Source organism: Falsochrobactrum tianjinense (genome assembly GCF_019100495.1).
Taxonomy (GTDB): domain Bacteria; phylum Pseudomonadota; class Alphaproteobacteria; order Rhizobiales; family Rhizobiaceae; genus Brucella; species Brucella tianjinense.
In genome coordinates, this window is the sequence record NZ_JAHRVA010000003.1 from 335,359 (window position 1) to 360,396 (window position 25,038).

The following is a 25,038-nucleotide window of genomic DNA, read 5'->3' on the forward strand; positions in this document are numbered from 1 at the left end:
GCGCTGTTCATGCAGCTCAGTGACAGCGCCTGTCGCGGGCTGAACGGTTGATCCTGCCGTTCATGGCACCTTTCTATTATCAGGTCGCCCAACCTTTCGGCTGGCTGGTGTTCCGCGTTGTCATTGGTGGGCTGCTGATGGTCGAAGGTTGGCCGGAGATTATCGCCCCCTTCGCACAGACAGGTTTCGTCGAGAGCCTTGGTCTTTATCCCGGGTGATTCTTCTCAGCACTGCTCGCGGTGATGCAGTTCGTCGGCGACTTCCTCGGCTCTGTTGCAAAAAATCGGGTTGGTTAGAAAGAGGCTGGTTCCGCGGACGTCAAGCGGTCTGACCTTGGATATTCTTGGCGAGCAAGGCTACCGCTTCCGTCAGTGCGCTCGGCCCAATGCCGAAGGCTCGTTCGACAATACGTGCCTCTCCACGGACGTCGCCGGTCATGTTGAAAATTGCTGCCTGCCCTTTACGTAGCGCCCGCATAACTTCAAAACTTTTGATTGTAGCGTAGGCGGTTTTCAGCGTCTTGAACCTTCGTGCCGGCCTAATCAACTGCTTCAACTTGCCATGATCGGCTTCTACGACATTATTCAAATACTTGATCTACCGGTGTGCAAGGTCCCCGGGCATTTGCCTTCGGCCTTGAGCTGGGCAATCGCAATACCGTAGGTCGGAGCCTTGCCCAGAAAGGGCTTTGCCACCTTGGCATTGCGCGTCGGGGACAAATAGAAGTCGATCGTATTACCGAATTTGTCGACCGCCCTATACAAATAGGACCATTGCCCTCTCACCTTCACGTAGGTTTCATCGACGCGCCAGCTCGTGGATTGTGGCCGACGCCAGTGCCACCGCTGCCGCTTTTCGATTTCGGGCGCGTACCTTTGAACTCAGCGATAAATCGTGGAATGATCGACTGCCACGCCCCGTTCGCTCATCATCTGCTCGAGATTACGGTAGCTGACACCATAGCGACAATACCACCGATAATCTCACCTTTAAAATGGCGCCACTTGAAATCGTTCATGACAGGTCTCGCTGAAAACTACTCACCTTCCTTCAGGCATGAGAAAAATTTTTGCAACAGAGCCTCTCGAATTGCGTCAAGTAAAAGTTGAAGTCCAAGTGTGGTCTTGCCACGCCCGGGGCGACCGGCCACCAACAGCAGGTCACCGTCGTTTAGCCGGGATAGTATTGTTTCGGACAGTGATACCGCTGCGACGTGTGACGAGAGTAAACTCCATCTCGCAAATCCTTCTTCACGCGCAATTTGGTCCAATGCTTCGTGCAAAGCGACATTATTATTCCGAGCCATCAGCTTAGCCCGGCGTTTCAACTGAAATAAGGGTGCAGAAAGTTTCATCAAAGGACCTCCACTCCGAGCCAAGACCGCAATCCCTCCTTATGCGACGCTCGAATGGATGGTTCGATAATGATGATGTCACCCTGCATGTGCGATACTTCCCGAAAGGAGGGGGAGGCGTGGGCCAAGCCTGTAAACCAGAGATTAGCGAGCAGTATGATTCGTCGCAAGTGCCGACGGACGTTTGGTCCAAACTCAGCGTGTGGATGTTACCTTAGAGTGTCATTTCGCCCCCAGCCGGAACCGACCCCCTGATGCTGTTCCAGCTGCGCGTAATAGGTTTTGCGGCTCTGTTCGATGGCAAAACTCAGCAGGGTCAGACTGGGTTGTCCTAGTGATTGGGCGAGTGATTTTTCGGCCAGCGCACGGCCGAGACGCCTATTACCGGTCGGAGCGCTTCTGTTGAACCACGATATGAACCGGTGCATTTCGCCCGGTACCTGCGCTGATTGCACACTCAACCGGTCCAGTGTTTCCCCTTCGATCCGCTCGTCTTGATCGCTCAGCAGTTCGATGCGTAACTGATCGCGCTGTTCCGGGTTGATATGGCGCACCGCACCAATCACCTCGCCGGAAGACAGCAGGAACTGCTGCTCCAGCGCCGCAAGCGCGGAAGCGTCTTGGCGGAAGTTTGGCCAGTCCCGTTGCGTCCGGTTCCAGGGCATGAGCGATAGTACTCTTTTCTATCGCTCACATTGCCCGACATTATTGAACAATGGCGTCTGTCGCTCAGGACTTTCGCGCTGGGAAAGCCGCTATGGTCGTTTCGCGAACAAAGCAGCCGCTGGCTGAATGTCCACCGTGCATTACGGTGATGATGCAGCGCTGTCTCTCAGAGTTCCACCAGCCGATCTGTTACGGGTGTCGATTGCACGACCGAAGAATTGGTCGCGCCGAACGGCACGATCCGATCGACAAGGGCTTCCATTTCAGCCACGTCGCGCACATGAGCCCGCGCTACGAAGCAATCGTCACCGGAGACCCTGTCGCAAGCCACAATCTGAGGTGTGTTGCGGATCGCCTCGATCATGTTCTTCATCTCGCCCGGCAAAGGCCGTGCCCGGATCAGGATCGTCAGGCCGAAGCCGAGGCGCGAAGGATCGATTCGTGCGCCGTAGCCGGTGATGATGCCCACATCTTCCAAACGCCTCACCCGATCCGCGACGCTCGGCGCTGAAAGCCCGACGCGGCGTGCCAGTTCAGCGCGCGAAATGCGCGAATCCGCGCAGAGCTCTTTCACGATCGCTGTATCTATCCGGTCGAGACCTGTTTTTTCTGATCGAAGGCCGACGGGCTCCCCAGCCTTTGATGTTTCATAAGATTTTATATTTGGCATATCTATCATCCATATGAAAGGTGTCCTGGATCTTGCATCATCATAGCATGACAAAACAAACCCCGGCTGTCTCGCCTCCGCCTTCATCCGGTACGATGTCAAGCGTCGCCGAAAGCGTTCCGCCGCACGCCTGGTTCGGCGTTTCGGCGGTGTTCCACTATCTCGGCCCGTCCTTCGCGGTGCTGCTGTTTCCTGTGGTCGGGGTTCTGGGGGTGGCATGGTTTCGGATCGCCTCGGCCGCGCTTATTCTCGCGCCGATCACCCAGCCCTGGCACACGTTCCGCAATTCCTCTCCGCGCGAGCGTATGCTGCTGCTTGCCCTTGGCGGATGTCTCGCGGTGATGAACAGCTCGTTCTACCTCGCGCTCGACCGGCTGCCAATTGCGCTTGTGGCCGCCATCGAGTTCGTCGGCACCATTGGCATCGCGCTTTGTGGTCTGCGAACCGGCCGCAATTATCTCGCCTTCGTTCTGGCCAGTCTCGGCGTGGCGTTGCTGGTCGATGTGCCGTCGCTCCTCGCGGCAGGCGGACCGGAGCTGGCATCGGACCTGCTGGGCCTCCTCTGGGCGGTTCTCAACGGAGGGCTTTTCGTCCTCTACATCATCCTTGGGCACAAGATTTCGGAAGGCGGCGCCTCAGGCGGGGTGGAACGGCTCGGCGCGGCGATGGCGGCGGCCTTTCTGTTCGTCATGCCAATCGGATTCCTGCAAGCCCTGGATGCATTCGGTGCACCACTCTTGGTTCTCGCTGGCATCGGCGTCGGTATCTGTTCCTCTGTGGTTCCTTACGTGTGCGACCAGTTCGCCATGTCACGGCTGCCGCGCGCCAGTTTCGCCTTCCTGCTGGCACTGCTGCCAGCCATGGCGACCACCATTGGAGTGATCATCCTGAGGCAGATACCGAGCTCTGTGGACGTCATCGGTGTGCTCCTGGTTATGGTCGGGGTTGGGGTTCACAAACCGCCGAAACTCTGGCCCCCTCATTCGCGACCGAGTGGAGAATGACCGGCGGTTGTAATGAAGGGCTATCCTGCATGGCAGGGCGTGCGAGGACCTCGGCCCAAAGCGCAACTGCTCAGCAAAAATCTATCTATCGATAATAAAAGATAGATCAGCAATATTTGTGCGGCAATCGGCGGAGTTTGGCGGGACATGTGGGATGGTGATGAGAACTATATCCCGACAAAACAGGCAAGGGGTGGCGGCGCTGCCGCGCAGGCATCAGATGTCCGCTTTGCTTTATTCCAGACATTAGCGTAGCATTCACGCGCTTCCAAAGCGGTCGTTTTGCTTATCATGCTTTCAACGTCCGTGAAGGGGTGGGAAACGGACTGGCAAGTTTTAAGCAGCTACGCGCCCCAAATCGGTCATTCCTGCCCTAATCAACGCTCCCCAAAAGCGGACGAATGTTACTCTGATAGGCCCGCAGCCATCGGATAGTTCGAATTCTGCTGGGCGCGCCAAATACCGTCGATTACCCTCCAAGCGCATGCACAAGCTTGATCTATCGCCTTTGCCATAATAAGCGTGCCGGATCATCTCGGGGAGGGCGTTAATGAACTGGAACGAACTGCTGTGCAGTGAGCGGCTAGGTGACAAAAACTACCAGCCGGGAACTAGTCGATCTATCTTTGTTCAAGATCACGACCGGATTGTCTTCTCGGCACCTTTTCTCCGCTTAGCCAACAAGACGCAGGTCCAGCCCCTCTATGAGCATGATCATGTTCATCATCGGCTGATTCACTCCATCGAGGTGAGTAGTGTCGGACGCTCGCTCGCGACTTCAATTGCCGCCGTTCGGAGTGCTGCCGCCGCTGCCCGAAACTTGCCATTCGCTTTGTTCCGCCAAGCGGCAGAGCTGGGGCCGAAAGCAGACATCGATATCTGCGGCGCGTCCCCGATTGGTCGTCAGTGGCGAAGCTGCGGCGGCCGCTGAATGGGCTTCCCTGCGATTGATAACCCGTTGGTGCTATTCGCAAGCCGCACTTTATCCTTGATCCACGGGTCCCCGGAAACGCTGGAGGCTCAAATCTGGTCAATTTGGCTCAATGGGCGTATAGTTTAATAAATTTCCGGTCATCACCCTGACCGCCTCTTTATTGTCAGGCCTGATGATAGCCGCGATGCAATGGAGAGGATTGTCATGAGCCAATTTCATGTATTCGCTGGAAGTAAGCCGGCGGTTGAATATCCGCATGTAAGGAGAATTCACTATCGTGATGTGTTCTCCGCATTGAGTAAGGGATTTCAGGATTTTTGGGCAAAGCCATCGCATTATGTGTTTCTCTGCCTGATCTATCCGCTGGCTGGCTTGTTTATTACCTATTGGAGCGCTAACGCGAATGCGCTGCCTTTACTGTTTCCACTTATGTCCGGCTTTGCACTGCTCGGCCCATTTGCCGCTATTGGTCTATATGAAATCAGTCGCCGACGTGAGTTGAATGAAGACGCATCTTGGCGTCATGCGCTTGAAGTGTGGCGCTCACCGTCCGTTCCTGCCATTCTGGCAATTGGCGCATTGCTGGTTGCGGTTTTCATTGCTTGGCTGATCGTGGCGCAAGCCCTTTATGTTGAGATGTTTGGCCCGTTCGCGCCAGCCTCACTGTTGGCGTTGATGGATCAAGTCCTGAACACACCGCAGGGGCATAGTCTGTTCTGGATAGGCAATGCCATCGGCTTAGGTTTTGCGTTGTTCACGCTTTGCACGACGATTGTCGCTTTCCCATTATTACTCGACCGGGATGTGGGAGCCGTTGCTGCGGTCTGCACGTCGGTCAAGGTATTCTTCCGCAACCCCGCAGAATGCTTGTTGTGGGCAGCGATCGTCGTTGCATTGCTGGCGGTGGGATTTGCGACATTCCTGGTCGGGCTGGCAATTGTGATACCTGTGCTTGGTCATGCTACGTGGCATTTATATCGCAAGACTGTTGAGGCGCCGCAATTGTAGCACATCGTACAGTTTGGCGCAGCCGCCGTGGAGGCGGCAATTCCACATAGATTTCTTGAACGGGCATGGGTGCACTGTTTCCGGATGGCACCGTAACTGGCTGGATTGGGCGATTCCCCCTATAAAGCTTCGATCCCGCTTGGCGCAAAACCGGTGCGGCGATCACACTATTCCGTTTTTCAGCCACATCTAAAGCACTGTAGTTTTGACGTTTACGGAAACGTCAAAATGTATTAGCTTGATACCGAAGTCTGGCAATCACGGCCCAAGCCGGGGAAATGATTGGCTAAACAGCAGCAAAAATGACAGGTTTCGCACAAGAATGGCCTTGTGTTGCTGCGTGCAGGCCGTTGCGATTTTCACCGAGAGGGGTGTGGTAGCCTGCTTGGGATGTGTTGGGCAGCATTTCGTTTTACGCGGAAATACTCAGGTGATGAATTGGAGGATATCGATGCCGAGCTATCGCGCGCCAGTTGAAGATACGAATTTCGTTCTCAACGACGTTCTGAATTATCAGCGTTACAACAATCTGCCGGGCTTTGCCGACGCGTCGCCCGATGTCGTCGAGGCGATCCTCGCGGAAGGTGCAAAGCTTGCCGAAGGCACTCTGTTCCCGATCAATCACACAGGCGACAGGCAAGGCTGCATCCGTGCGCCCGACGGCTCGGTGAAAACGCCGGAAGGTTTCAAGGAAGCCTATGATCTTTACTGCGAAAGCGGCTGGATCGGCCTCGCCGTTCTGGAACAGTATGGCGGGCAGGGGCTTCCCTATCTGCTGCACACCGCTGTCGGTGAATATATGTCGTCGGCCAATATGGCGCTCATTATGTATCCGGGGCTGACGCAGGGCGCGATTGCCGCATTGCTTGCGCATGGCACCGATGAGCAGAAAGATACTTATCTGCCGAAGATGGTCGAGGGTGTCTGGACCGGGACGATGAACCTGACCGAACCGCATTGCGGTACCGATCTTGGGCTGTTGCGCACCAGTGCCACACCGCAGGAAGATGGCAGCTACAGGATTTCCGGCCAGAAGATTTTTATCTCGGCTGGCGAACATGACATGGCGGAAAACATCATCCATCTGGTGCTGGCCCGTATCGACGGCGCGCCGGAAGGCGTGAAAGGCATTTCGCTTTTCATCGTGCCGAAATTCATTCTTGATGCCGATGGAAATCCCGGCGAACGCAACGGCGTTTCCTGCGGCTCCATTGAAGAAAAGATGGGTATTCACGGCAACGCCACCTGCGTCATGAATTATGACGATGCGACAGGCTATCTGATCGGTGAGGCGCATAAGGGCCTGCGCGCCATGTTCACCATGATGAATGAAGCACGGCTGGGCGTTGCCTTGCAGGGACTTTCGATTGCGGAAACTGCCTACCAGAATGCCGCAATCTATGCGCGCGAACGCATTCAGGGCCGTGCGCTTTCCGGAGCCGCAGCTCCTGACAGGAAGGCCGATCCGATCATTGTGCATCCGGATATCCGCCGCAATCTGATGAATATCCGCGCTTTCAATGAGGCTGGCCGGGCGCTGCTTTTATGGGTCGCGCTTCATTCCGACATCGCGCATCGTTCAAGCGATGAGGTCGAACGGCAGGCGGCGGACGATCTGGTCGGTCTGCTGACGCCGGTGCTCAAGGGTGTTCTGACCGACAAGGGATTTGAACATGCTGTCATGGCGCAGCAGGTCTTCGGCGGTCACGGCTATATCGAAGAAAGCGGCATGAGCCAATATGTGCGCGATGCTCGTATCGCCATGATCTATGAAGGTGCCAACGGCATTCAGGCGCTCGATCTGGTGGGGCGCAAGCTGGCGCTCAATGGCGGTCGTGCGGTTACGGCTTTTTTCAATGAAGTGGGCGAATTCTGCGAAGAAAATCGCGAGAATGAAAAGCTTTCCTTCTTCACCAAACATCTCAAAAAGGGCCTCAGCGACCTTCAGGCTGCAACCATGTGGCTGATGGAGAATGCAATGGCAAAACCCGACAATGCCGGTGCCGCGTCCAACGACTACATGCATCTCTTCGGTCTGGTGGCGCTGGGCTATATGTGGGGGCGGATGGTGAAAGCGGCGGAAGAAAAGCTGGCCGCGGGCAGGGGCAACAAGGATTTCCTTGAAGCTAAAATTGTCACCGCGCGTTACTATTTCGAGCGTATCATGCCGGAAAGCGCTGCACATCTCGCACGCATCCAGTCGGGCGCGGATTCGATGCTGGCGCTGCCTGCAGACGCATTCTGATTTTGACGGAGGAAAAAATGGCCGAAGCCTATATTTACGATCATGTCCGCACGCCGCGCGGACGCGGCAAGAAAGACGGGAGCCTGCACGAAGTGCCTGCCGTTCGTCTGGGCGCGAAGGTGCTGGAATCCTTGCGTGATCGCAATGGCATCGACACGGCAAAGGTCGATGATATTATTTTCGGCTGCGTCGATCCGGTCGGCGAGGCGGGAGCCGTGATTCCGCGCTCGGCTGCGTTTGAAGCGGGTTACGATTTCAAGGCTCCGGGCATACAGATTTCGCGCTTTTGCGCTTCCGGTCTGGATGCTGTCAATCTGGCCGCGGCCAAGGTTGCTTTCGGCGCGGATGATCTGGTGATCGCGGGCGGTGTGGAAAGCATGTCACGCGTCGGCATGGGCATGTCGGGCGGGGCCTGGTACATGGATCCGTCGGTCGGCTTTCCTGGCTATTTCATGCCGCAGGGCGTTTCCGCCGATCTGATCGCCACCAAATACGGCTTTTCCCGCGATGATGTGGATGCCTATGCGGTCGAAAGCCAGAAGCGTGCCGCCAAATCGTGGGAAAAGGGCTATTTCAAGAACTCGGTCATTCCGGTCAAGGATCAGAACGGCCTCACCATTCTCGACCGTGACGAACATATGCGTCCCGGCACCGACATGCAGGCGCTGGGGCAATTGAATCCATCCTTTGTCATGCCGGGCGAGATGGGCGGCTTCAATGCTGTCGGCATTCAGGCCCATCCGGAAGTGGAAGCCATCGACCACGTTCATCACGCAGGCAATTCGTCGGGCATCGTTGATGGCGCGGCTGGCGTGCTGGTGGGGTCCAAAAAGGCGGGCAAGACGTTCGGCATCAAGCCGCGCGCGCGCATTCGCGCTTTTGCCAATATCGGCTCGGAACCGGCGCTGATGCTGACCGGCCCGGTCGATGTGACGCAAAAGCTTCTGAAACAGGCCAGGATGAAGCTTTCGGACATCGATCTGTTCGAGTTGAACGAAGCCTTCGCCGCAGTAGTTCTGCGTTACATGCAGGCCTTCGACATTCCGCACGACAAAATCAATGTCAATGGCGGCGCTATCGCGATGGGCCATCCGTTGGGTGCGACGGGCGCGATGATCCTCGGTACGGTGCTGGATGAACTGGAGCGCCGCGATCTCAATGTGGCGCTGGTGACTTTATGCATTGGCGCCGGCATGGGAACGGCCACGATCATCGAGCGCGTGTAAGGAGACATTATCAATGGCTTACAAGAATTTCAAAGTTGAAACCGATAATGATGGCATCGCGCTCGTAACATGGGATATGCCCGACAGGTCGATGAATGTCTTCACCGTCGAGGCGATGCAGGAACTCGACGCGATCATCGATGCGACGACAGCCGATGAGAAGGTCAAGGGTATTGTTATAACATCCGGCAAGGAAAGCTTCTCCGGCGGCGCGGACCTGACCATGCTTGAAGGTATGTTGAAGGAGTTTCACAAAGGCAAGGCCAAGGATGCGCAGGGCGCGGTTCAGGCACTGTTTGATAATGTCGGCAAGATGAGCGGTCTGTTCCGCAAGCTTGAGACCTGCGGCAAGCCCTGGGTCTCGGCCATCAATGGCACCTGCATGGGCGGCGCGTTTGAAATGTCGCTCGCTTGCCATGCCCGTGTGGCGTCGGATGCGCCGGGCGTGAAAATGGCCTTGCCGGAAGTGAAGGTCGGCCTGTTCCCCGGTGCTGGCGGCACGCAGCGCGTTCCGCGCCTTGCCAACCAGCAGGACGCGCTTCAGATGATGACGACCGGCTCCAGCCTGACGGCGCAACGCGCCAGGGCGATGGGCCTCGTCACTGAGATTGCTCCGGCCAAAAAACTGGTCGAAACGGCGAAGAAGCTCATCAAGGGTGGCCTCAAGCCGGTGCAGCCATGGGATGAAAAGGGCTTCAAGCTTCCGGGCGGCGCGATCTATTCCGCTGCGGGCGCCAATCTCTGGCCTGCGGCGACTGCGATCCTGCGCCGCGAAACATCGGGCAATTATCCGGCAGCTCTTGCCATTCTCAAATCGGTTTATGAGGGGCTGCTGGTGCCCTTCGATACGGCGCTGAAGATCGAGCAGCGCTATTTCACCGAAATCCTGCAAACCACCGAAGCGGCTATGATGATCCGTTCGTTGTTCGTGTCGTTGCAGGAACTCAACAAGGGTGCACGCCGCCCGGCGGAAGAAAAACCAAACAAATTCAGGAAGATCGGCGTCATCGGCGCAGGCTTCATGGGTGCGGGCATTGCCTATGTGACGGCGAAGGCCGGCATTCCGGTGGTGCTGATCGACCGCGATCAGGAATCTGCCGACAAGGGCAAGGCGCATACCGCCGATCTGGTGACCAGGGAAATCCAGAAGGGACGCGCCACCGAAGCTGACAAGGAAAAGCTGCTGTCACTCATCACCGCAACGCCTGATTACGCTTTGCTTGAGGGCGCTGATCTGGTGATTGAAGCCGTGTTTGAGGACCGCGACGTCAAGCGCGTCGCGACCGAAAAGGCTGAGGAAGTGCTCAAGACTTCTGCCATTTTCGCTTCCAACACCTCGACCCTGCCGATCACCGGACTTGCGAAAGTGTCGAAACGCCCGAAGAACTTCATCGGCATTCATTTCTTCTCGCCCGTCGACAAGATGATGCTGGTGGAAGTGATTCTGGGCAAGAAGACCTCCGACAAGGCTCTGGCCGTAGCCCTTGATTATGTCCGGGCGATCAAGAAGACGCCGATCGTCGTCAACGACACACGCGGCTTCTACGTCAATCGCTGCGTGCTGCGCTATATGTCGGAAGCCTATAATATGCTCATCGAGGGCGTCCCGGCGGCGATGATCGAAAACGCTGCCCGCATGGCCGGTATGCCGGTCGGCCCGCTCGCGCTCAACGACGAAACGGCGATCGACCTGTCGCAGAAAATTCTCAAAGCCACACTGGCTGATCTGGGTGAGAAGGCTGTCGATCCGCGTCATGTGGAACTGGTGGACAGGCTCGTCAACGAATTCGACCGCAAGGGCCGCAAGAACGGGAAGGGCTTCTACGATTATCCGGCAAAGCCTGCCAAGAAGCACCTGTGGCCGGGCCTAAAAGACCTCTACCCGCAGCAGAATCCCGACAAGATCGACGTTGGTGAGTTGAAAGAACGTTTCCTTGTCACCATCGCTCTGGAAGCCGCCCGGGTAATGGAAGAGGGCATAGTGACCGATCCGCGTGAGGCGGATGTCGGCTCAATCCTTGCCTTTGGCTTTGCACCTTATACGGGCGGCACGCTGTCCTATATCGACGGCATGGGGGCAAGCAAATTCGTCAAGCTCGCCAAGGGCATGCAGAAGAAATACGGCCAGCAGTTCAAGGCGCCGAAACTGTTGCTCGATATGGCAGAGAACGGCGAAAGCTTCTATCAGCGTTTCAACCCGTACAAGGGCGAAACGAAGAAAGCAGCCTAAGCGGCCTGCCGCCATTTGAGAGGCGCGGTATGTCTTATGCCGCGCCCGTCTTCCTGTATGGCGCCAATTGATATAAGAAAATTTTCCCTGTAATATCGTGCACCTTGCACAGAACCGCACTTTTCGCTAAGTTATGGCAAAAGATGGGATAAAATTAGGTTTAAAATCCTCTTTGGCGGATCGTTACAATGTTTTCTCATGATAGCGTCTGGGCTGCAATCGATGCTCTGGCTGAACGCAACTCCTTGAGTGCGTCCGGCCTTGCGCGGCGCGCTGGCCTTGATCCCACGACTTTCAACAAGTCCAAGCGTTACGCGGCTGACGGGCGCGCGCGCTGGCCGTCGACGGAATCGCTTGCCAAGGTGATGGAGGCGACGGGTGCAAGTTTTGACGAATTTACCCGCCTCATTCGCGGCGAAGACCTCCTGCCGCAATTTGGCGAATATACGCAGGAGTCCCATTCCATTCCGCTGCTTGGCCTGGCCGAGGCAGGAGCGGGCGGCTTTTTCGACGATGCCGGTTTTCCGGCCGGTCAGGGCTGGGACATTGTGGAATTTCCCGCAGGTCCGGGAGAAGGGGTCTATGCACTGGAAGTTTCCGGTGAGTCCATGTTGCCACTTTACCGCGACGGCGATACGCTGGTCGTTGCGCCCAACGCGCCTGTGCGTCGCGGCGACCGTGTGGTGGTGCGCACCAAGGACGGAGAAGTCATGGCAAAGATACTCCATCGCCAGACACCGCGAACAATCGAACTGCATTCGCTCAATCCGGACCATCCGAACCGTATCTTTGAGTCCAAAGATGTCGAGTGGATCGCCCGTATTCTCTGGGCGAGCCAGTAATGGCCCAGCCCCGGAATAAAAGCCATGCGCGCCCGGTTTTCGGTGTTCTCGCCGGGCTGACGGGCGCTGTATTGCTGGTGGCTTTTATCGCGCCCTTTTATGGTGCGCTCGATCGTCCGGTGACGGTGATCGAAGGCGGTGCGGCGCAAAATGAATCGAGCCAGAATTCCGGCAATGGCATTGTGGTCGAGCAGTTCGATTATACCGAACCCAAGCCCGAACCTGAGGCCGATAGCGGGACGACCGGGCAGGGTGCTGCGCTTTCGTCCAGCGAGGACGCATTGGAGCGCGAACCGCCGCGTCCACCATTGAGCGATTCTGGCCTCGCCTCTGCACCGGAGCCTGCAACGCCTGCCGCGCCCGTCGATGAGGGCGAACCGATGCAATTGCTCCAGCGTCCCATAGCCATTGCTGCCGGAAAGCTGGAAAGCCAGGGCCGTATTGTCGAATTGCAGGGCATAGACACCATGCCACCCGAAGAAAAATGCCAGTCCGCATCGGGCGAAAGCTGGCCTTGCGGCATGCAGGCGCGCACCGCTTTCCGCCAGTGGCTGCGTTCGCGCGCGATCATGTGCCGCCTGCCGCAGAATGACAGTGGCGGCGCGGTTGCAACGCAATGCAATGTCGGCGCTGATGATGCAGCACTCTGGCTTGTCACCAATGGCTGGGCAAAGGCTGCACCCGGCGGTCCCTATGAAGAAGCGGGGCAAAAGGCAGAAGCTGCAAGGCTTGGCATTTATGGCGACAAGCCTGACACGGATTTGCCGGAACTTGAGCCGGAGCCGGAGCCGATACCGGACGCCGCGCCGTCAGACGGCGATTTCCCGCCAGCGCCTTCACCGGCACAATGATGAAATCCGCCAGATGATGATCTGGCGGGTTCTGTTCAGGACAATTCGCCTGCCAGCGCCTGTCTGATGAGGGCGCGGGTTTCGTCGATGCCATAAAGGGCAACGAAGGAGCCAAAACGTGGTCCGCGTTCCTGCCCGATCAGCACCTGATAAAGCATCTGGAAGAAGGAGACCGACACGCCGGGGCCGCCTTCCGGGCTTTTCTTGTTATGGTCCTGATAGCGCTCAATAGCGCGCGCAACGTCGAGAATCGCGTTCTGGATCGCGTTGCCATCCGTGCCTTCGGGCAGGGTGGCAAGCTTGGCATCCAGCCCCTCAAGGGCTGCACGTTCAATATCGTCGGGCGCGCGGAAGGTCTTGGTCGGCTTGACGAAATCGTTGAAGTAACGGATCGCATAGCCCACCAGCGCGTCGAGTTCGGGGTTGTTTTCCGGCGTAACACCCGGCGCATGGCGGGTGATAAAGCCCCAAAGAACGGCGGGATTTTCCGCATTCGATGCGCTGACCAGATTGAGCAGCAGCGCGAACGGCACCGGCAGATTGACCTTTGGCGGGTTGCCATAATGGATGTGCCAGACCGGATTGTTGAGTCGATCCTTCCATTCCTGACGTTCATAAGCGGAAAGATAGGTGAAATATTCATCCACCGCCTTGGGGATCACATCGAAATAAAGCTTCTTTGCAGTCTTGGGCTTCTGGAAATTATAGAGCGCAAGGCTTTCGGTCGGCGCATAGGCCAGCCATTCATCGATGGAAATGCCATTGCCCTTCGACTTGGAAATCTTCTGGCCCAACTGATCAAGGAACAGTTCATAGACGAAATGTTCCGGCGCGCGGCCTCCGAGGATTTCGCAGATGCGGTCATAAATGCCCGCATTGGTCTGGTGGTCCTTGCCAAACATTTCAAAATCGACGCCAAGAGCGGCCCAGCGCATGCCGAAATCGGGCTTCCATTGCAGCTTCACATGTCCGCCGGTGACGGGCAGGGTCATTTCAACGCCGTCCTCATCATCGAAAGTAATGGTGCCGGCCTTGGCGTCCACCTTTTTCATCGGCACATAAAGCACGCGACCGGACTTGGGCGAAATCGGCAAAAAGGGGCTGTAGGTCGCCTGACGCTCTTCGCCAAGGGTGGGCAGCATCACTTTCATGATGTCGTCATAGCGCTCGGCAGCGCGCAGCAGCACCGCATCGAACTTGCCCGACTGGTAATATTCGGTCGCACTGGCGAATTCATAGTCGAAGCCGAAAGTGTCGAGGAAGCGGCAGAGCATTGCATTATTGTGCTCGGCAAAGCTTTTGTAGCTGCCCTCGAACGGGTTGGGCACGGAAGAGAGCGGCATGTGCAGATAAGGCTCAAGTGCTGCCCTGTCCGGCACGCTGTCGGGGATCTTGCGCATACCGTCAAGATCGTCCGAGAAGCAGATGAGGCGCGTCTTCACCTTGTCTTCGGTCAGCACGCGAAAGGCCTGGCGCACCATGGTCGTGCGCGCCACTTCGCCGAAAGTGCCGATATGCGGCAGACCGGAAGGGCCATAGCCGGTCTCGAAAATCACTGTATCGGGCAGGCCGGTCTTCGCATAGCGCTTGAGGATTTTCCGCGCTTCTTCAAAGGGCCATGATTTCGCCTCCGCAGCCGCCGCGGTCAGTTCCGGGGTCAGCGTAATTTCGGGAAGACGATGCGAAGTCATGGTTTTGATATCCTGTGGAGATTTTTTCGGTAAAACAGCATTTTCTATGCACCCCTGCTCTATGGCGCGCTCTGATGCGCGCGTCAATCTCTGCATGGGGCAAGGGTGCCGAATTCCCTTGCGCTGGCGCAACAGGCTTCCTACTTTTCGTGCCAACCGACTGTCCGCCCTGATTCCGGGTACATGCGCAGGAGCATTTGATGAAACAGATTTCGCCGCAGGACGCGCTCGTCTACATCATGGTGACGATATCCGCAGCCGATACGACCATGACCGATGCGGAACTGGCCTCTATAGGCAATGTGGTGTCGCGCCTGCCGGTATTTCAGGGCTTCGACCGGGAGCGTCTGCCAAAACTTGCCAGCGAGTGTTATGCGCTTCTGGCGGATGAGGACGGGCTGGAGAAAATCCTCGATCTTGCCCATGAGGCATTGCCCGACCGACTTTATAATACGGCCTATGCGCTGGCGGTCGAGGTTGCCGCAGCCGATCTGCATGTTGAGCAGGAGGAACTTGAATTCCTGCAAATGATGCGCGACCGCTGGACGCTGGACGAGTTGACGGTGGCAGCGATCGAGCGCAGCGCGCGCGTGCGTTTCCGCAAGCTCTGAAAATCGGTTTGCACCCGTAAAGCGGAAATGGGGGAGGAACATGGCCGGGATTCTTATATCGCGCAGGGCATTTCTGGCTGGTTCAAGTACCCTTGTGGCCTTCACGCTGCCTCGATGGGCAGAGGCGCAAGGTACGCCCCCTTCAAAGGGTGGACGTCTCATCGTGGCAGCCGATTCCGAGCCGCGCAATCTCAATCCGGCCATTGTCGCCTCGAACGGCGTTTTTTTCGTCGCCAGCAAGGTGATCGAGCCTTTGGCCGAAGCATCCTTTGAGGGTGAGAACGGGCTTGCGCCGCGCCTTGCCATTGCGTGGGAAGGCGCAAGCGACGGCCTTGCCGTGACGTTCCGCCTGCGTGAGGGCGTCAAATGGCATGACGGCACGCCGTTCACCTCGGCCGATGTGGCCTTCTCGGCGATGGAAGTGTGGAAACCGCTGCAAAATCTTGGCCGCGTGGTGTTCAAGGCGCTTGCAAAGGTCGAGACGCCCGACGATCACACGGCGATTTTCCATTTTTCGGAGCCGACCCCGTTCCAGCTAATTCGTAACGCGCTGCCAGCGCTGACCGCCGTTCTGCCGGAGCATGTTTTTGCAGGCAGCGATATTGCCGCCAATCCGGCCAATGAAACACTCATCGGCACCGGCCCGTTCAAATATGCCGAACATAAGAATGGCGAATATTATCGGCTGGTGAAAAACGCGGATTATTGGGGCGAGGGCGAGCCTTATCTGGATGAAATCATCTATCGCGTGCTGCCTGATCGCGCTGCCGCAGCCGGTGCGCTGGAGGCGGAAGAGGTTGATCTTGCAGCATTTTCCGCTGTGCCTCTGGCCGATCTCGACCGTATTTCCAAAGTGCCGGGGCTGAAAGTGATTTCCAAAGGCTATGAGGCACTGACCTATCAGCTCGTGGTCGAGATCAACCACCGCCGCAAGGAACTGGCCGATCTGAAAGTGCGGCAGGCGATAGCCCACGCCATCGACCGCGATTTCGTGGTGAAGACGATCTTTCTTGGCTATGCCAAGACCTCGACCGGCCCGGTGCCGCGCTATGACAGCCAGTTTTATACCGGCGATGTTCCCGCCTATCCTTTCGATGTCGAAAAAGCCAATGCGCTGCTGGACGAGGCCGGTTACAAGCGCGGCAGCGACGGCACGCGCTTTGCCCTAAAACTGCTGCCTGCGCCCTATTTCAACGAGACGAAGCAGTTTGGCGATTATCTGCGTCAGGCGCTGGCGGCGATCGGCATCGATGCGCGTCTCGTCAACAATGATGCGGCGGCGCATCAGAAGGCGGTCTATACGGATCATGATTTCGACCTTGCCATCGCCCCGACTGTCTATCGCGGCGACCCGGCGATTTCGACCACCATTCTTGTCGAAAGCGGCATTCCGGCAGGCGTGCCTTTTTCCAATCAGGGCGGTTATGCGAATGCGCAACTCGACGCGCTGATCGCAAAGGCCGCGCACACAATCGACGAGCAGGAGCGCAGCGCGCTTTACCGTCAGTTCCAGCAAGAGGTAGAAGCCGACCTGCCGCTCATCAATGTCGCGGAATGGGGTTTCATCACGGTTGCAAGCGAGCGGGTGAAAAATGTCGCGAACAATCCGCGCTGGGCGGTTTCCAACTGGGCCGATACCTGGATAGAGCAGTGACGAACCATCGCATTTGATTGTATCGTTCTGATGTGAAACAGATTCTGACCCTTTTGCGCAAAAGATTGACCGGCAGCCTGCTGGTGCTGCTGATCGTCATCATTGGCTGTTTCCTGATGCTGGAAACAGCACCGGGCGATGCAGTCGATGCCTATGCGGTGAGTTTTGGCGGTGATGCGGGACAGATCGCAGAATTGCGTGCGCGCTGGGGGCTGGATCAATCCATCTGGCACCGGCTTTTCGCCTATCTGGCGGCATTGGCGCAGGGCAGTCTGGGCTGGTCGGTCAGCTTTTCGCGGCCCATTCTCGGCGTGGTGCTGGAGCGCCTGCCCAATACGCTGCTGTTGATGGGCGCAGCCACGGCACTGTCCTTTGCCGCCGGTTCGCTCATGGGCATTGTCGCAGGCGCAAGGCCGGGCAGTTTTCGCGACCGTTTCCTGTCCGTCACCTCGCTGGTTCTCTATGCCATTCCAGGTTTCTGGCTGGCGCTGGTGCTCGTCATCGCCTTTTCGATCAAGCTGCGCTGGTTGCCCTCAAGCGGTATCGAAACAATCGCCTCGGGCAGACATGGCCTTGCACGCGCAGCCGATATTGCCGCCCATCTTGTCCTGCCGGTGGTGTCATTATCGCTGATCTATCTGGCGCTTTACCTGCGGGTGATGCGCGCTTCCATGGCCGAGATATGGCATATGGATTTCGTACGCGCGCTGCGCGCGCGCGGCATTTCGCGGCCCCGTATCGCGCTGCGCCATGTAGCGCGCAATGCGCTTTTGCCGCTTGTCACCATGCTGGGGCTACAGGCGGCGTCTATGCTCGGCGGCAGCGTGGTTATCGAGAGCGTCTTTGCCGTGCCGGGGCTGGGACGGCTGGCGCAGGAGGCGGTCGCTGCGCGTGATACGCCGCTGCTGCTCGGCGTGATCCTGACCAGCGCTATCATGGTCATTCTCGTCAATTTCCTTGTGGATCTGGTCTATCTGTGGCTCGACCCGCGTATCGCTACGGGGAGGGAAGCATGAGCCACATGCGACGTTATTTCAGAACGGGTGAAGGTATAACAGGCACGCTCCTTCTTGCACTGCTTGTGCTGGCCGCATTTTTCGCGCCGGCGCTGTTTCCCGGCGATCCGCAGCGCATTGTTGCAGCCCCCCTCATTGCGCCCTTTCAGGAAGCGGGCCTGCCATTTGGCACCGACCGTTTGGGCCGCGACGTTCTTGCCGGGATATTTTACGGTGCGCGAACCTCGCTGCTGGTCGGGCTTGCGGCGGCGCTGGCGTCTCTGCTTGCAGGCAGCATCATCGGCACATTGGCGGGCTTTGCCGGGGGTGTGATTGATGAGACGCTCATGCGCGTCACCGAAGCTTTCCAGACGGTGCCGGGCTTTCTGCTGGCACTGGCGCTGGTCAGCATTGCCGGGGCTTCGCTGCCGGTGCTGATTGCGGCAATCGCGCTTTCAAGCTGGACACAGGCCGCGCGCCTGACACGTGCACAGGTGCTTTCCATCCGCGAGCGTGATTATGTGGCCTCGGCGCGCGCAATCGGGATGCATCCGCTCGAAATCGCTTTTCGCCAGATTTTGCCCAATGCGCTGCCGCCGGTGCTGGCGCTGGCTCCGGTGATCGTCGCTTCCGCCATATTGATCGAAGCGGCCCTGTCTTTTCTCGGCCTTGGCGATCCCAATCGCGTCACATGGGGCGGCATGATCGCCGAAGGGCGCACGGTGTTGCGCTCCGCGCCGTTCCTGTCCATCCTGCCCGGTCTGGCGCTGGCGCTCACGGTTGTTGCAACCTATCTCGTCGGCGAAGGCGCAACCAGCGCCGCCAATCCGCGCGTGGTGCAATTATGAAGCGGCTTGCGCAAATCCGTGGCCTGTCCGTGCGTTATAGCGCAGCATTTGCGCTTGATCATGTCGATCTCGACCTGATGACGGGTGAAACCCTTGCCATAATCGGCGAAAGCGGCTCGGGCAAAACCACGCTGGCGCAGGCTATGGGGCGGCTTTTGCCCGCCAATGCGCGCATTTCCGGTCATATCGACTGGCCGGGATTTGACCGCCTTCCAAAGCCGGGATGCGATATCGGATTTGTGTTCCAGGATCCTGCGTCGAGCTTCGATCCGTTGATGAGCATCGGCGCGCAGCTTGTCGAAACCATCCGAACCCATGAAAAGATCGACCGTGATCTCGCCCGAAAGCGTGCGACAGCACTGCTTGAGCGGGTTCATATCCCCCAGCCGCAGCAAAGCTTTGCGCGCTATCCGCATCAGTTTTCCGGCGGGCAGAAACAGCGCATTGCCATAGCGCTGGCGATTGCCGCCGCGCCGCGCCTGCTGATTGCCGACGAGCCGACAAGCGCGCTCGATACGATCGTGCAAAAGCAGATTGCCGCCTTGCTGCAAAAGCTGGTGCGCGAAGACGGCATGACGCTGCTTTTCATCACCCATGATATTGCGCTGGCCTCTGGTCTGGCAGACCGTATCGCGGTGTTCAGGCAGGGTAGGCTGGTGGAAACAGGCCGCACAGAAACCGTGCTCGCTCGCCCCGAAAGCGATTATACGAGAGCGCTGATTGCAGCGGTGCCAAGGCTGGAGACGGCCCATGGCTGAACCTATGGGTAAAGCTGTGGCTGAACCGCTTTTGCAGGCGCAAAACATCATTACGCATTATGGATCCACGCTGGCGCTTGATGGCGTGAGCCTCGACATCATGCCCGGCGAGACACTGGCGCTGGTGGGGCCGTCGGGCAGCGGCAAGTCCACTCTTGCGCGGGCGCTTTTACGCCTTCACCCGCTTGCATCCGGCACGATCCGCTTTGAGGGCCATGACTGGCTGTCTCTTACGGGGAAGGCGCTGCGACAGCGCCGCGCAAAAATGCAGACGGTGTTTCAGGACCCGCTATCGGCTTTCAATCCGCGCAGCCGCGTGGGCGAGCTTGTTGACGAGCCGCTGCGCATTCATCGCCGCAGGCGCGATGTTCATGAGCTTCTGCAAAAAGTCGGGCTTGATCCGGTACTGGCATCGCGCGGGGTGCATGAGATTTCCGGCGGGCAGCGTCAGCGCGTGGCCATTGCGCGCGCATTGGCCACGCGGCCATCTCTGATCGTGCTCGATGAAGCGGTGTCATCGCTCGATGCGACGGTGCGCGCGGCCATTCTCGATCTGCTGCGTGATATCCAGAAACGCGAGAATACGGCCTATCTGTTCATCACCCATGATCTCGCCGTGGCAAGCCAGCTTGCTGGACGCATCGCCGTTATGGAAGGCGGGCGGATTGTCGAATGCCGTCCGACGCGCGAATTAATCGCGGCACCGCAAGCGCTCGTCACAAAGGCGCTGATCGATGCGGTGCCGCGGCTTATTGTTTAGGCTTTCCCCAGTTCTACCGAACGATTGCGGGCAGCTTCGACTGCTTCTGCCACAAGAATCTTGAGGCGGTTTTCGCCCATCAGTACATTGAGCGCTGCCGCTGTTGTGCCGTTCGGGCTGGTTACTTGCTCGCGCAGTTGAGAGGGGCTGTCAGAGCTGGACGCCGCCAGCGCGCCTGCACCCATCACGGTTTGCATGGCCAGAAGTGCTGCGGTTTCCTGTGGCAGACCGGCGCTGACACCGGCATCGGTCAGCGCTTCGATGAAGTGGAAAACATAGGCCGGGCCGGAGCCGGAAACGGCGGTCACGGCATCCATGAGTGCTTCATCGTCTACGCTTGCGACCTTGCCCGATGTTTTGAGCAGGCGGTTGACAAAAGCCGCGTTCTCTTCCGAAACATTGGCGTTCTTGTAGGTTACCAACATGCCCTTGCCGATGGCTGCGGGGGTGTTGGGCATGCAGCGGATAATGGCAGCGTCCTTGCCCAGATGTTCCTCGAACAGCGAAACAGGCGTTCCGGCTGCAACGCTCACAAATGTTGTGCCGGGGGCCGCATCAGAGGCAAAGCGCCGATAGGTCGGCAGCACATCGGCCATCACCTGCGGCTTGACGGCAAACACGACCATGCGCGGCTTGAGATCGGGCGCCAGCGATTGCGCCGTCGCATAGGCGTTGACGCCTGCGCCTGCCGCGCGTTCCAGCAGGGGTTCCGTCGGTTCGACGACATGCACGTTCACAGCCTGCAAGCTGCCGCTTTCGAGCCAGCCCTTGAGCATCGCAAAGCCCATATTTCCGCAACCGACCAGAATAACCGTATCTTGCATGTAACTGTTCCACCTTATGTCTGTGAGGGGTTTGATCTCGGATATAGCCTTGCCCACGATGTATTCGCAAGCGTAGCGATCATGAACAAGTCCGCAACCCCCTCCAGATAATTGCCGGTATATTATTGATCACTCATTCAAATTGAACCACTATGCGCCTCAGGACAGGCACGTTGCTGAAATGGGGGAGCGAATGAATCCGGTTTTGACGACAGGCGTGCCTCCGGCTGAAGCGTTCACCCATGTGCGCATTATTATCGGTATTATTCTCGGCCTGTGCGTGTCGCGGCTTTTGACCGGGGTCGCCCGTTTTATCCAGCATCCCGAAAAGCAGCTTCTCTACCCGGTGCATCTGGGCTGGGTGGCCTTCATCCTGCTGTCGGTCATTCATTTCTGGTGGTTTGAATTCAATCTCCGCGCCATATCGCTGTGGAGTTTCGAGATCTATCTGTTCATCATCTTCTATGCGGGACTTTATTTTCTGCTTTGCACATTGCTGTTTCCTGACAAGCTTGATGGCTATACCGGCTATCGCGATTATTTCATGTCGCGGCGCAAATGGTTTTTCGGGATTCTGGCGGTGGTTTACATGGCCGATGTGGTCGATACGCTCATCAAAGGCATGGAGCGCTATCATCTTTATGGAAACGAATATCCCATCCGCGTCGCCGTTTTCATTATCGTCAGCCTGATTGCGATGTTTACCGATAACCGGCGCTTTCATGCGCTCTTCGTTACGTTGGCATTGATTTATGAAGTCGTTTTCACCTTGCGGCATTTTGCAACGCTGACATGACAGCGTAGAAAAACCCGGATCTTGCATTTTCGGCGATTGTCATATCGCTTTATGACGCTTATGGGCATGTATGCGGAAAAAGCACGATGTATCTGATACGTCGCTGACTGAAAACGGAGCATGCGCAATGGCCCAATTGATCGATGGCAAGAAGCTCGCCGAGGATGTCGTTTCCACGGTGAAGACCCAAACCGAAAAGCTTGTAGCCGCCACCGGCACCATACCCGGAATTGCCGTGGTGATCGTGGGCGAAGACCCGGCAAGTCAGGTCTATGTCGCATCGAAAAGCAGGAAGGCCAAGGAATGCGGTTTTCATTCCGTCCAGCATGACCTGCCGGAAAACGCATCCGAGAAGGAACTGCTGGACTTGATCGAAAGCCTCAATAACGATCCGGCGATCCATGGTATTCTGGTGCAGCTTCCGCTGCCCAGACATATCGATGAGGGCCGCGTGATCCAGACCATTTCGCCCGACAAGGATGTCGATGGCTTTCATTTCATCAATGTCGGCAAGCTGGGCACCGGCGAGGTCGAAACCGCATTCGTTCCGTGCACGCCAGCCGGCGCGATGATCATGATCGACCGGGTTCATGGACGTGATCTCTCCGGCCTCAATGCAGTGGTGATCGGGCGATCCAATATTGTCGGCAAACCGATGTTCAATCTGCTGCTTGCGGCCAATGCAACGGTGACGGTGGCGCATAGCCGCACCAAGGATTTGCCAGCCATCGCCCGCAATGCGGATATTCTGGTCGCGGCTGTCGGTCGTGCGCAAATAGTCAAGGGCGACTGGATCAAGCCTGGCGCAACCGTCATCGATGTGGGCATCAATCGCATTCCCGCGCCGGAACGCGGTGAAGGCAAGACACGGCTGATTGGCGATGTCGATTTTGCCGAAGCCGAAAAGGTTGCAAGTGCCATTACGCCGGTTCCCGGCGGCGTCGGCCCGATGACGATTGCCATGCTGATGGCAAATACATTGACGGCGGCTTGCCGTAGCGCCGGTTTTAAGAAGCCGGTCTTCTGATTGGTAAAGCCATGGTTTCGCCGCAATTGAGCGCGGCGATTTGCGCAAAATGCGCTTAAAATTCAAAAAATCGAGGGTAAAGCCGCAAAAATTGCGCTATTTTGCCCTTGTTTTTTCGTGGTTTTCTAGAAAACCGAAGCGCCTTCATCGGCCCGTCCGGCGATCTGGCGGAAGGCGCGGAAAAGTTCACGTCCCATGCCGTGTTCATTGCCGGAAAGGTCAGGCCGGACGTCATCGCGTTCGTGCAGCAGCGCATCGTTGACGAGAACTTCCAGAGTTCCGTTCACTGCATCGAGACGAACGATGTCGCCATCGTGGATTTTACCGATCATGCCGCCGTCGAGGGCTTCCGGGGTGACGTGGATTGCGGACGGAACCTTGCCTGAAGCGCCCGAGAGGCGACCATCGGTTACAAGGGCAACGCGTTGGCCGCGATCCTGCAAAATGCCGAGTACGGTCATCAGCTTGTGCAGTTCCGGCATGCCGTTGGCTTTCGGCCCCTGATAGCGGACCACTGCGATAAAATCGCCGGTCAGGTCGCCTGCCTTGAAGGCCGCCTGCAATTCGGACTGGTCGTTGAATGTTTTCGCAGGCGCTTCGATCACATGGCGCTCGGGCTTCACGGCGGAAACCTTGATGATGGCATTGCCGATATTGCCGGCCAGCACCTTGAGGCCGCCGGTCGGCTGGAAGGGCGCGTGGACCTTCGCCAGAACCTTGTCGTCGCCGCTTTTCTCCGGCACCGGCTCGCGCACGACATTGCCGTCTGGTCCGAGCTTCGGCTCGATGGCGTAGGGCCGCAAGCCTTCGCCCCAGACAGTACGGACATCTTCATGCAGAATGCCGCCGTCGAGAAGCTCGCGGATCAGAAAGCCCATGCCGCCTGCTGCATGGAAATGGTTCACATCGGCAAGGCCGTTCGGATAGACGCGTGCAAGCAGGGGCACGACGTCCGAAATCTCGGAAATATCGTGCCATGTCAATTTGATACCGGCGGCAGCGGCCATGGCTATGAGATGAATGGTATGATTGGTCGAGCCGCCGGTGGCGTTAAGACCGATGACGCCATTGACGAAAGACCGTTCGTCCAGCATCTCGCCGACCGGCGTATATTCATTGCCGCAGGCGGTGATCGCCAGCGCACGCTTTGCGGCTTCGCGCGTCAGTGCATCGCGCAGCGGCGTACCCGGATTGACGAATGATGCGCCCGGCAGATGCAGGCCCATGATTTCCATCAGCATCTGGTTGGAATTGGCGGTCCCGTAAAAGGTGCAGGTGCCGGGACCGTGATAGGACTTCGATTCCGACTCCAGCAGTTCGGCGCGCCCAACCTTGCCTTCCGCATAAAGCTGGCGGGTTCGGACTTTTTCGTCGTTCGGCAGGCCGCTGGTCATTGGTCCGGCGGGAATGAACACGGCAGGCAGGTGTCCGAAGGTCAGCGCGCCGGTAATCAGGCCGGGTACGATCTTGTCGCAGACGCCGAGATAGACGGCAGCATCGAACATATCGTGCGAAAGGCCGACGGCGGTGGCCATGGCGATCACTTCACGCGAGAAGAGCGAAAGCTCCATACCTGCAAAACCCTGCGTGACGCCATCGCACATGGCGGGCACGCCGCCTGCCACCTGCGCCACGCCGCCCGCCTCGCGCGCGGCCTGCTTGATGAGCTGCGGAAAGGTTTCGAACGGCTGATGCGCCGACAGCATATCGTTATAGGCGGTGATGATACCCAGGTTCGGCACTTCGTCGCCGGCGAGCGCCGCCTTGTCGTTCGGCCCGCAGGCTGCAAACCCGTGCGCGAGATTGGCACACCCCAGAACCGCGCGTTTCGGCTTGCTGGAAGCAGCCTCGCGCACGCGGTCGAGATAGGTTTCGCGGGTTGGCCTGGAGCGTTCGCGAATGCGCCCGGTGATTTCCTGTATGCGTTTATGTGCAGTCTGCGTGGGCATGGGTATCACCTGCGCCTGATATTAGAGCGCGTTTCGATCTGATGGAATCAGATCAGCGCTCTAAAGTCTTCTATTTGAAGCATAATCTTATCGAT

22 protein-coding genes and 2 pseudogenes are annotated in these 25,038 nt (G+C 57.7%); 17 read left to right on the forward strand and 7 right to left on the reverse strand.

The genetic code is table 11. The annotated features are described in order from the left end of the window. The first annotated feature begins 62 nt into the window (after window positions 1-62). Window positions 63-218 carry a hypothetical protein gene (locus KUG47_RS09305; protein ID WP_217677679.1) on the forward strand — a complete coding sequence of 52 codons (156 nt, stop codon included), beginning with the start codon at window positions 63-65 and terminating at the stop codon, window positions 216-218. 100 nt (window positions 219-318) lie between these two features. Here the strand turns inward: KUG47_RS09305 and KUG47_RS09310 are convergent. The 4 genes and pseudogenes from KUG47_RS09310 to KUG47_RS09325 all read right to left on the reverse strand — a co-directional run bounded on the left by KUG47_RS09310 (window position 319) and on the right by KUG47_RS09325 (window position 2,690). Continuing rightward, window positions 319-1,018, reverse strand: a pseudogene (locus KUG47_RS09310) (IS6 family transposase). A gap of 18 nt (window positions 1,019-1,036) precedes the next feature. After that, a complete protein-coding gene (locus KUG47_RS09315) occupies window positions 1,037-1,354 on the reverse strand; it encodes a P-loop NTPase family protein (RefSeq protein WP_254799462.1) in 318 nt (105 codons plus the stop codon). 251 nt (window positions 1,355-1,605) lie between these two features. Then, a pseudogene (locus KUG47_RS09320) lies at window positions 1,606-2,019 on the reverse strand (DUF4172 domain-containing protein); the annotation flags it as partial. A gap of 167 nt (window positions 2,020-2,186) precedes the next feature. Beyond that, a complete protein-coding gene (locus KUG47_RS09325; RefSeq protein ID WP_217677681.1) occupies window positions 2,187-2,690 on the reverse strand; it encodes an Lrp/AsnC family transcriptional regulator in 504 nt (167 codons plus the stop codon). 47 nt (window positions 2,691-2,737) lie between these two features. On the opposite strand from KUG47_RS09325, the gene KUG47_RS09330 reads away from it, so the two are divergent. From KUG47_RS09330 to KUG47_RS09365, 8 genes are all read left to right on the forward strand, one after another. Continuing rightward, on the forward strand, window positions 2,738-3,694 hold the full coding sequence (locus tag KUG47_RS09330; protein WP_217677682.1) for an EamA family transporter: 957 nt from the start codon (window positions 2,738-2,740) through the stop codon (window positions 3,692-3,694). 550 nt (window positions 3,695-4,244) lie between these two features. Then, a complete protein-coding gene (locus KUG47_RS16755) occupies window positions 4,245-4,625 on the forward strand; it encodes a hypothetical protein (protein ID WP_254799463.1) in 381 nt (126 codons plus the stop codon). Between the two features lie 207 nt (window positions 4,626-4,832). Continuing rightward, window positions 4,833-5,636 (forward strand): DUF2189 domain-containing protein, encoded by an 804-nt coding sequence (locus KUG47_RS09340; RefSeq protein WP_217677683.1) that lies wholly within the window; start codon window positions 4,833-4,835, stop codon window positions 5,634-5,636. A gap of 451 nt (window positions 5,637-6,087) precedes the next feature. Further along, the gene (locus KUG47_RS09345) at window positions 6,088-7,881 is read left to right on the forward strand and encodes an acyl-CoA dehydrogenase C-terminal domain-containing protein (RefSeq protein WP_217677684.1); all 1,794 of its coding nucleotides are present in this window, start codon (window positions 6,088-6,090) and stop codon (window positions 7,879-7,881) included. A 17-nt stretch (window positions 7,882-7,898) separates the two neighbouring features. Continuing rightward, on the forward strand, window positions 7,899-9,107 hold the full coding sequence (locus KUG47_RS09350) for an acetyl-CoA C-acetyltransferase (RefSeq protein ID WP_217677685.1): 1,209 nt from the start codon (window positions 7,899-7,901) through the stop codon (window positions 9,105-9,107). A 13-nt stretch (window positions 9,108-9,120) separates the two neighbouring features. After that, window positions 9,121-11,337, forward strand: a complete 2,217-nt coding sequence (locus KUG47_RS09355) for a 3-hydroxyacyl-CoA dehydrogenase NAD-binding domain-containing protein (RefSeq protein WP_217677686.1) — start codon at window positions 9,121-9,123, stop codon at window positions 11,335-11,337. 188 nt (window positions 11,338-11,525) lie between these two features. Further along, window positions 11,526-12,179 carry a S24 family peptidase gene (locus KUG47_RS09360; RefSeq protein ID WP_217677687.1) on the forward strand — a complete coding sequence of 218 codons (654 nt, stop codon included), beginning with the start codon at window positions 11,526-11,528 and terminating at the stop codon, window positions 12,177-12,179. Beyond that, window positions 12,179-13,030 (forward strand): thermonuclease family protein, encoded by an 852-nt coding sequence (locus KUG47_RS09365; protein WP_217677688.1) that lies wholly within the window; start codon window positions 12,179-12,181, stop codon window positions 13,028-13,030. The genes KUG47_RS09360 and KUG47_RS09365 overlap by 1 nt, the downstream gene beginning before the upstream one ends. A gap of 35 nt (window positions 13,031-13,065) precedes the next feature. Here the strand turns inward: KUG47_RS09365 and KUG47_RS09370 are convergent, their stop codons facing one another. After that, on the reverse strand, window positions 13,066-14,721 hold the full coding sequence (locus KUG47_RS09370) for a lysine--tRNA ligase (protein WP_217677689.1): 1,656 nt from the start codon (window positions 14,719-14,721) through the stop codon (window positions 13,066-13,068). Between the two features lie 200 nt (window positions 14,722-14,921). On the opposite strand from KUG47_RS09370, the gene KUG47_RS09375 reads away from it, so the two are divergent. From KUG47_RS09375 to KUG47_RS09400, 6 genes are read left to right on the forward strand one after another with little or no spacing between them, the layout of a single operon-like run. After that, window positions 14,922-15,332, forward strand: coding sequence for a tellurite resistance TerB family protein (locus KUG47_RS09375; RefSeq protein WP_217677690.1), 411 nt, complete (start codon window positions 14,922-14,924; stop codon window positions 15,330-15,332). A 40-nt stretch (window positions 15,333-15,372) separates the two neighbouring features. Then, window positions 15,373-16,986 carry an ABC transporter substrate-binding protein gene (locus tag KUG47_RS09380; RefSeq protein ID WP_217677691.1) on the forward strand — a complete coding sequence of 538 codons (1,614 nt, stop codon included), beginning with the start codon at window positions 15,373-15,375 and terminating at the stop codon, window positions 16,984-16,986. A 17-nt stretch (window positions 16,987-17,003) separates the two neighbouring features. Beyond that, window positions 17,004-18,002 carry an ABC transporter permease gene (locus KUG47_RS09385; RefSeq protein WP_217677692.1) on the forward strand — a complete coding sequence of 333 codons (999 nt, stop codon included), beginning with the start codon at window positions 17,004-17,006 and terminating at the stop codon, window positions 18,000-18,002. After that, window positions 17,999-18,829, forward strand: a complete 831-nt coding sequence (locus KUG47_RS09390) for an ABC transporter permease (RefSeq protein ID WP_217677693.1) — start codon at window positions 17,999-18,001, stop codon at window positions 18,827-18,829. Before KUG47_RS09385 ends, KUG47_RS09390 begins: the two co-directional genes overlap by 4 nt. Beyond that, a complete protein-coding gene (locus KUG47_RS09395) occupies window positions 18,826-19,587 on the forward strand; it encodes an ABC transporter ATP-binding protein (protein WP_217677694.1) in 762 nt (253 codons plus the stop codon). The genes KUG47_RS09390 and KUG47_RS09395 overlap by 4 nt, the downstream gene beginning before the upstream one ends. 16 nt (window positions 19,588-19,603) lie before the next feature. Next, complete coding sequence (locus KUG47_RS09400) at window positions 19,604-20,347, forward strand: ABC transporter ATP-binding protein (protein ID WP_217677809.1); 744 nt, start codon at window positions 19,604-19,606, stop codon at window positions 20,345-20,347. Here KUG47_RS09400 and proC read toward each other — a convergent pair. After that, window positions 20,344-21,171, reverse strand: a complete 828-nt coding sequence (gene proC, locus KUG47_RS09405) for a pyrroline-5-carboxylate reductase (protein WP_217677695.1) — start codon at window positions 21,169-21,171, stop codon at window positions 20,344-20,346. The two genes, KUG47_RS09400 and proC, sit on opposite strands and share 4 nt — an antisense overlap. Before the next feature lie 193 nt (window positions 21,172-21,364). On the opposite strand from proC, the gene KUG47_RS09410 reads away from it, so the two are divergent. Together KUG47_RS09410 and folD are read left to right on the forward strand one after the other, a co-directional pair. Continuing rightward, window positions 21,365-21,967, forward strand: a complete 603-nt coding sequence (locus KUG47_RS09410) for a hypothetical protein (RefSeq protein ID WP_217677696.1) — start codon at window positions 21,365-21,367, stop codon at window positions 21,965-21,967. A 127-nt stretch (window positions 21,968-22,094) separates the two neighbouring features. Beyond that, window positions 22,095-22,994, forward strand: a complete 900-nt coding sequence (gene folD / locus KUG47_RS09415) for a bifunctional methylenetetrahydrofolate dehydrogenase/methenyltetrahydrofolate cyclohydrolase FolD (RefSeq protein WP_217677697.1) — start codon at window positions 22,095-22,097, stop codon at window positions 22,992-22,994. Between the two features lie 125 nt (window positions 22,995-23,119). Here folD and edd read toward each other — a convergent pair whose 3' ends face one another. Further along, window positions 23,120-24,943 carry a phosphogluconate dehydratase gene (gene edd / locus KUG47_RS09420; RefSeq protein WP_217677698.1) on the reverse strand — a complete coding sequence of 608 codons (1,824 nt, stop codon included), beginning with the start codon at window positions 24,941-24,943 and terminating at the stop codon, window positions 23,120-23,122. Between the last annotated feature and the right edge of the window lie 95 nt (window positions 24,944-25,038).

What these genes read in the sequence shown, in the direction of transcription:
- KUG47_RS09355 (WP_217677686.1), top strand. Translation starts at nt 9,121, where the DNA reads ATGGCTTACAAGAATTTCAAAGTTGAAACCGATAATGATGGCATCGCG.
- KUG47_RS09375 (WP_217677690.1), top strand. Translation starts at nt 14,922, where the DNA reads ATGAAACAGATTTCGCCGCAGGACGCGCTCGTCTACATCATGGTGACG.
- KUG47_RS09390 (WP_217677693.1), top strand. Translation starts at nt 17,999, where the DNA reads ATGAGCCACATGCGACGTTATTTCAGAACGGGTGAAGGTATAACAGGC.
- KUG47_RS09305 (WP_217677679.1), top strand. Translation starts at nt 63, where the DNA reads ATGGCACCTTTCTATTATCAGGTCGCCCAACCTTTCGGCTGGCTGGTG.
- KUG47_RS09315 (WP_254799462.1), bottom strand. Translation starts at nt 1,354, where the DNA reads ATGAAACTTTCTGCACCCTTATTTCAGTTGAAACGCCGGGCTAAGCTG.
- KUG47_RS09360 (WP_217677687.1), top strand. Translation starts at nt 11,526, where the DNA reads ATGTTTTCTCATGATAGCGTCTGGGCTGCAATCGATGCTCTGGCTGAA.
- KUG47_RS09380 (WP_217677691.1), top strand. Translation starts at nt 15,373, where the DNA reads ATGGCCGGGATTCTTATATCGCGCAGGGCATTTCTGGCTGGTTCAAGT.
- folD (WP_217677697.1), top strand. Translation starts at nt 22,095, where the DNA reads ATGGCCCAATTGATCGATGGCAAGAAGCTCGCCGAGGATGTCGTTTCC.
- KUG47_RS09365 (WP_217677688.1), top strand. Translation starts at nt 12,179, where the DNA reads ATGGCCCAGCCCCGGAATAAAAGCCATGCGCGCCCGGTTTTCGGTGTT.
- KUG47_RS09340 (WP_217677683.1), top strand. Translation starts at nt 4,833, where the DNA reads ATGAGCCAATTTCATGTATTCGCTGGAAGTAAGCCGGCGGTTGAATAT.
- KUG47_RS09395 (WP_217677694.1), top strand. Translation starts at nt 18,826, where the DNA reads ATGAAGCGGCTTGCGCAAATCCGTGGCCTGTCCGTGCGTTATAGCGCA.
- edd (WP_217677698.1), bottom strand. Translation starts at nt 24,943, where the DNA reads ATGCCCACGCAGACTGCACATAAACGCATACAGGAAATCACCGGGCGC.
- KUG47_RS09350 (WP_217677685.1), top strand. Translation starts at nt 7,899, where the DNA reads ATGGCCGAAGCCTATATTTACGATCATGTCCGCACGCCGCGCGGACGC.
- proC (WP_217677695.1), bottom strand. Translation starts at nt 21,171, where the DNA reads ATGCAAGATACGGTTATTCTGGTCGGTTGCGGAAATATGGGCTTTGCG.
- KUG47_RS09410 (WP_217677696.1), top strand. Translation starts at nt 21,365, where the DNA reads ATGAATCCGGTTTTGACGACAGGCGTGCCTCCGGCTGAAGCGTTCACC.
- KUG47_RS09345 (WP_217677684.1), top strand. Translation starts at nt 6,088, where the DNA reads ATGCCGAGCTATCGCGCGCCAGTTGAAGATACGAATTTCGTTCTCAAC.
- KUG47_RS09325 (WP_217677681.1), bottom strand. Translation starts at nt 2,690, where the DNA reads ATGCCAAATATAAAATCTTATGAAACATCAAAGGCTGGGGAGCCCGTC.
- KUG47_RS09370 (WP_217677689.1), bottom strand. Translation starts at nt 14,721, where the DNA reads ATGACTTCGCATCGTCTTCCCGAAATTACGCTGACCCCGGAACTGACC.
- KUG47_RS16755 (WP_254799463.1), top strand. Translation starts at nt 4,245, where the DNA reads ATGAACTGGAACGAACTGCTGTGCAGTGAGCGGCTAGGTGACAAAAAC.
- KUG47_RS09330 (WP_217677682.1), top strand. Translation starts at nt 2,738, where the DNA reads ATGACAAAACAAACCCCGGCTGTCTCGCCTCCGCCTTCATCCGGTACG.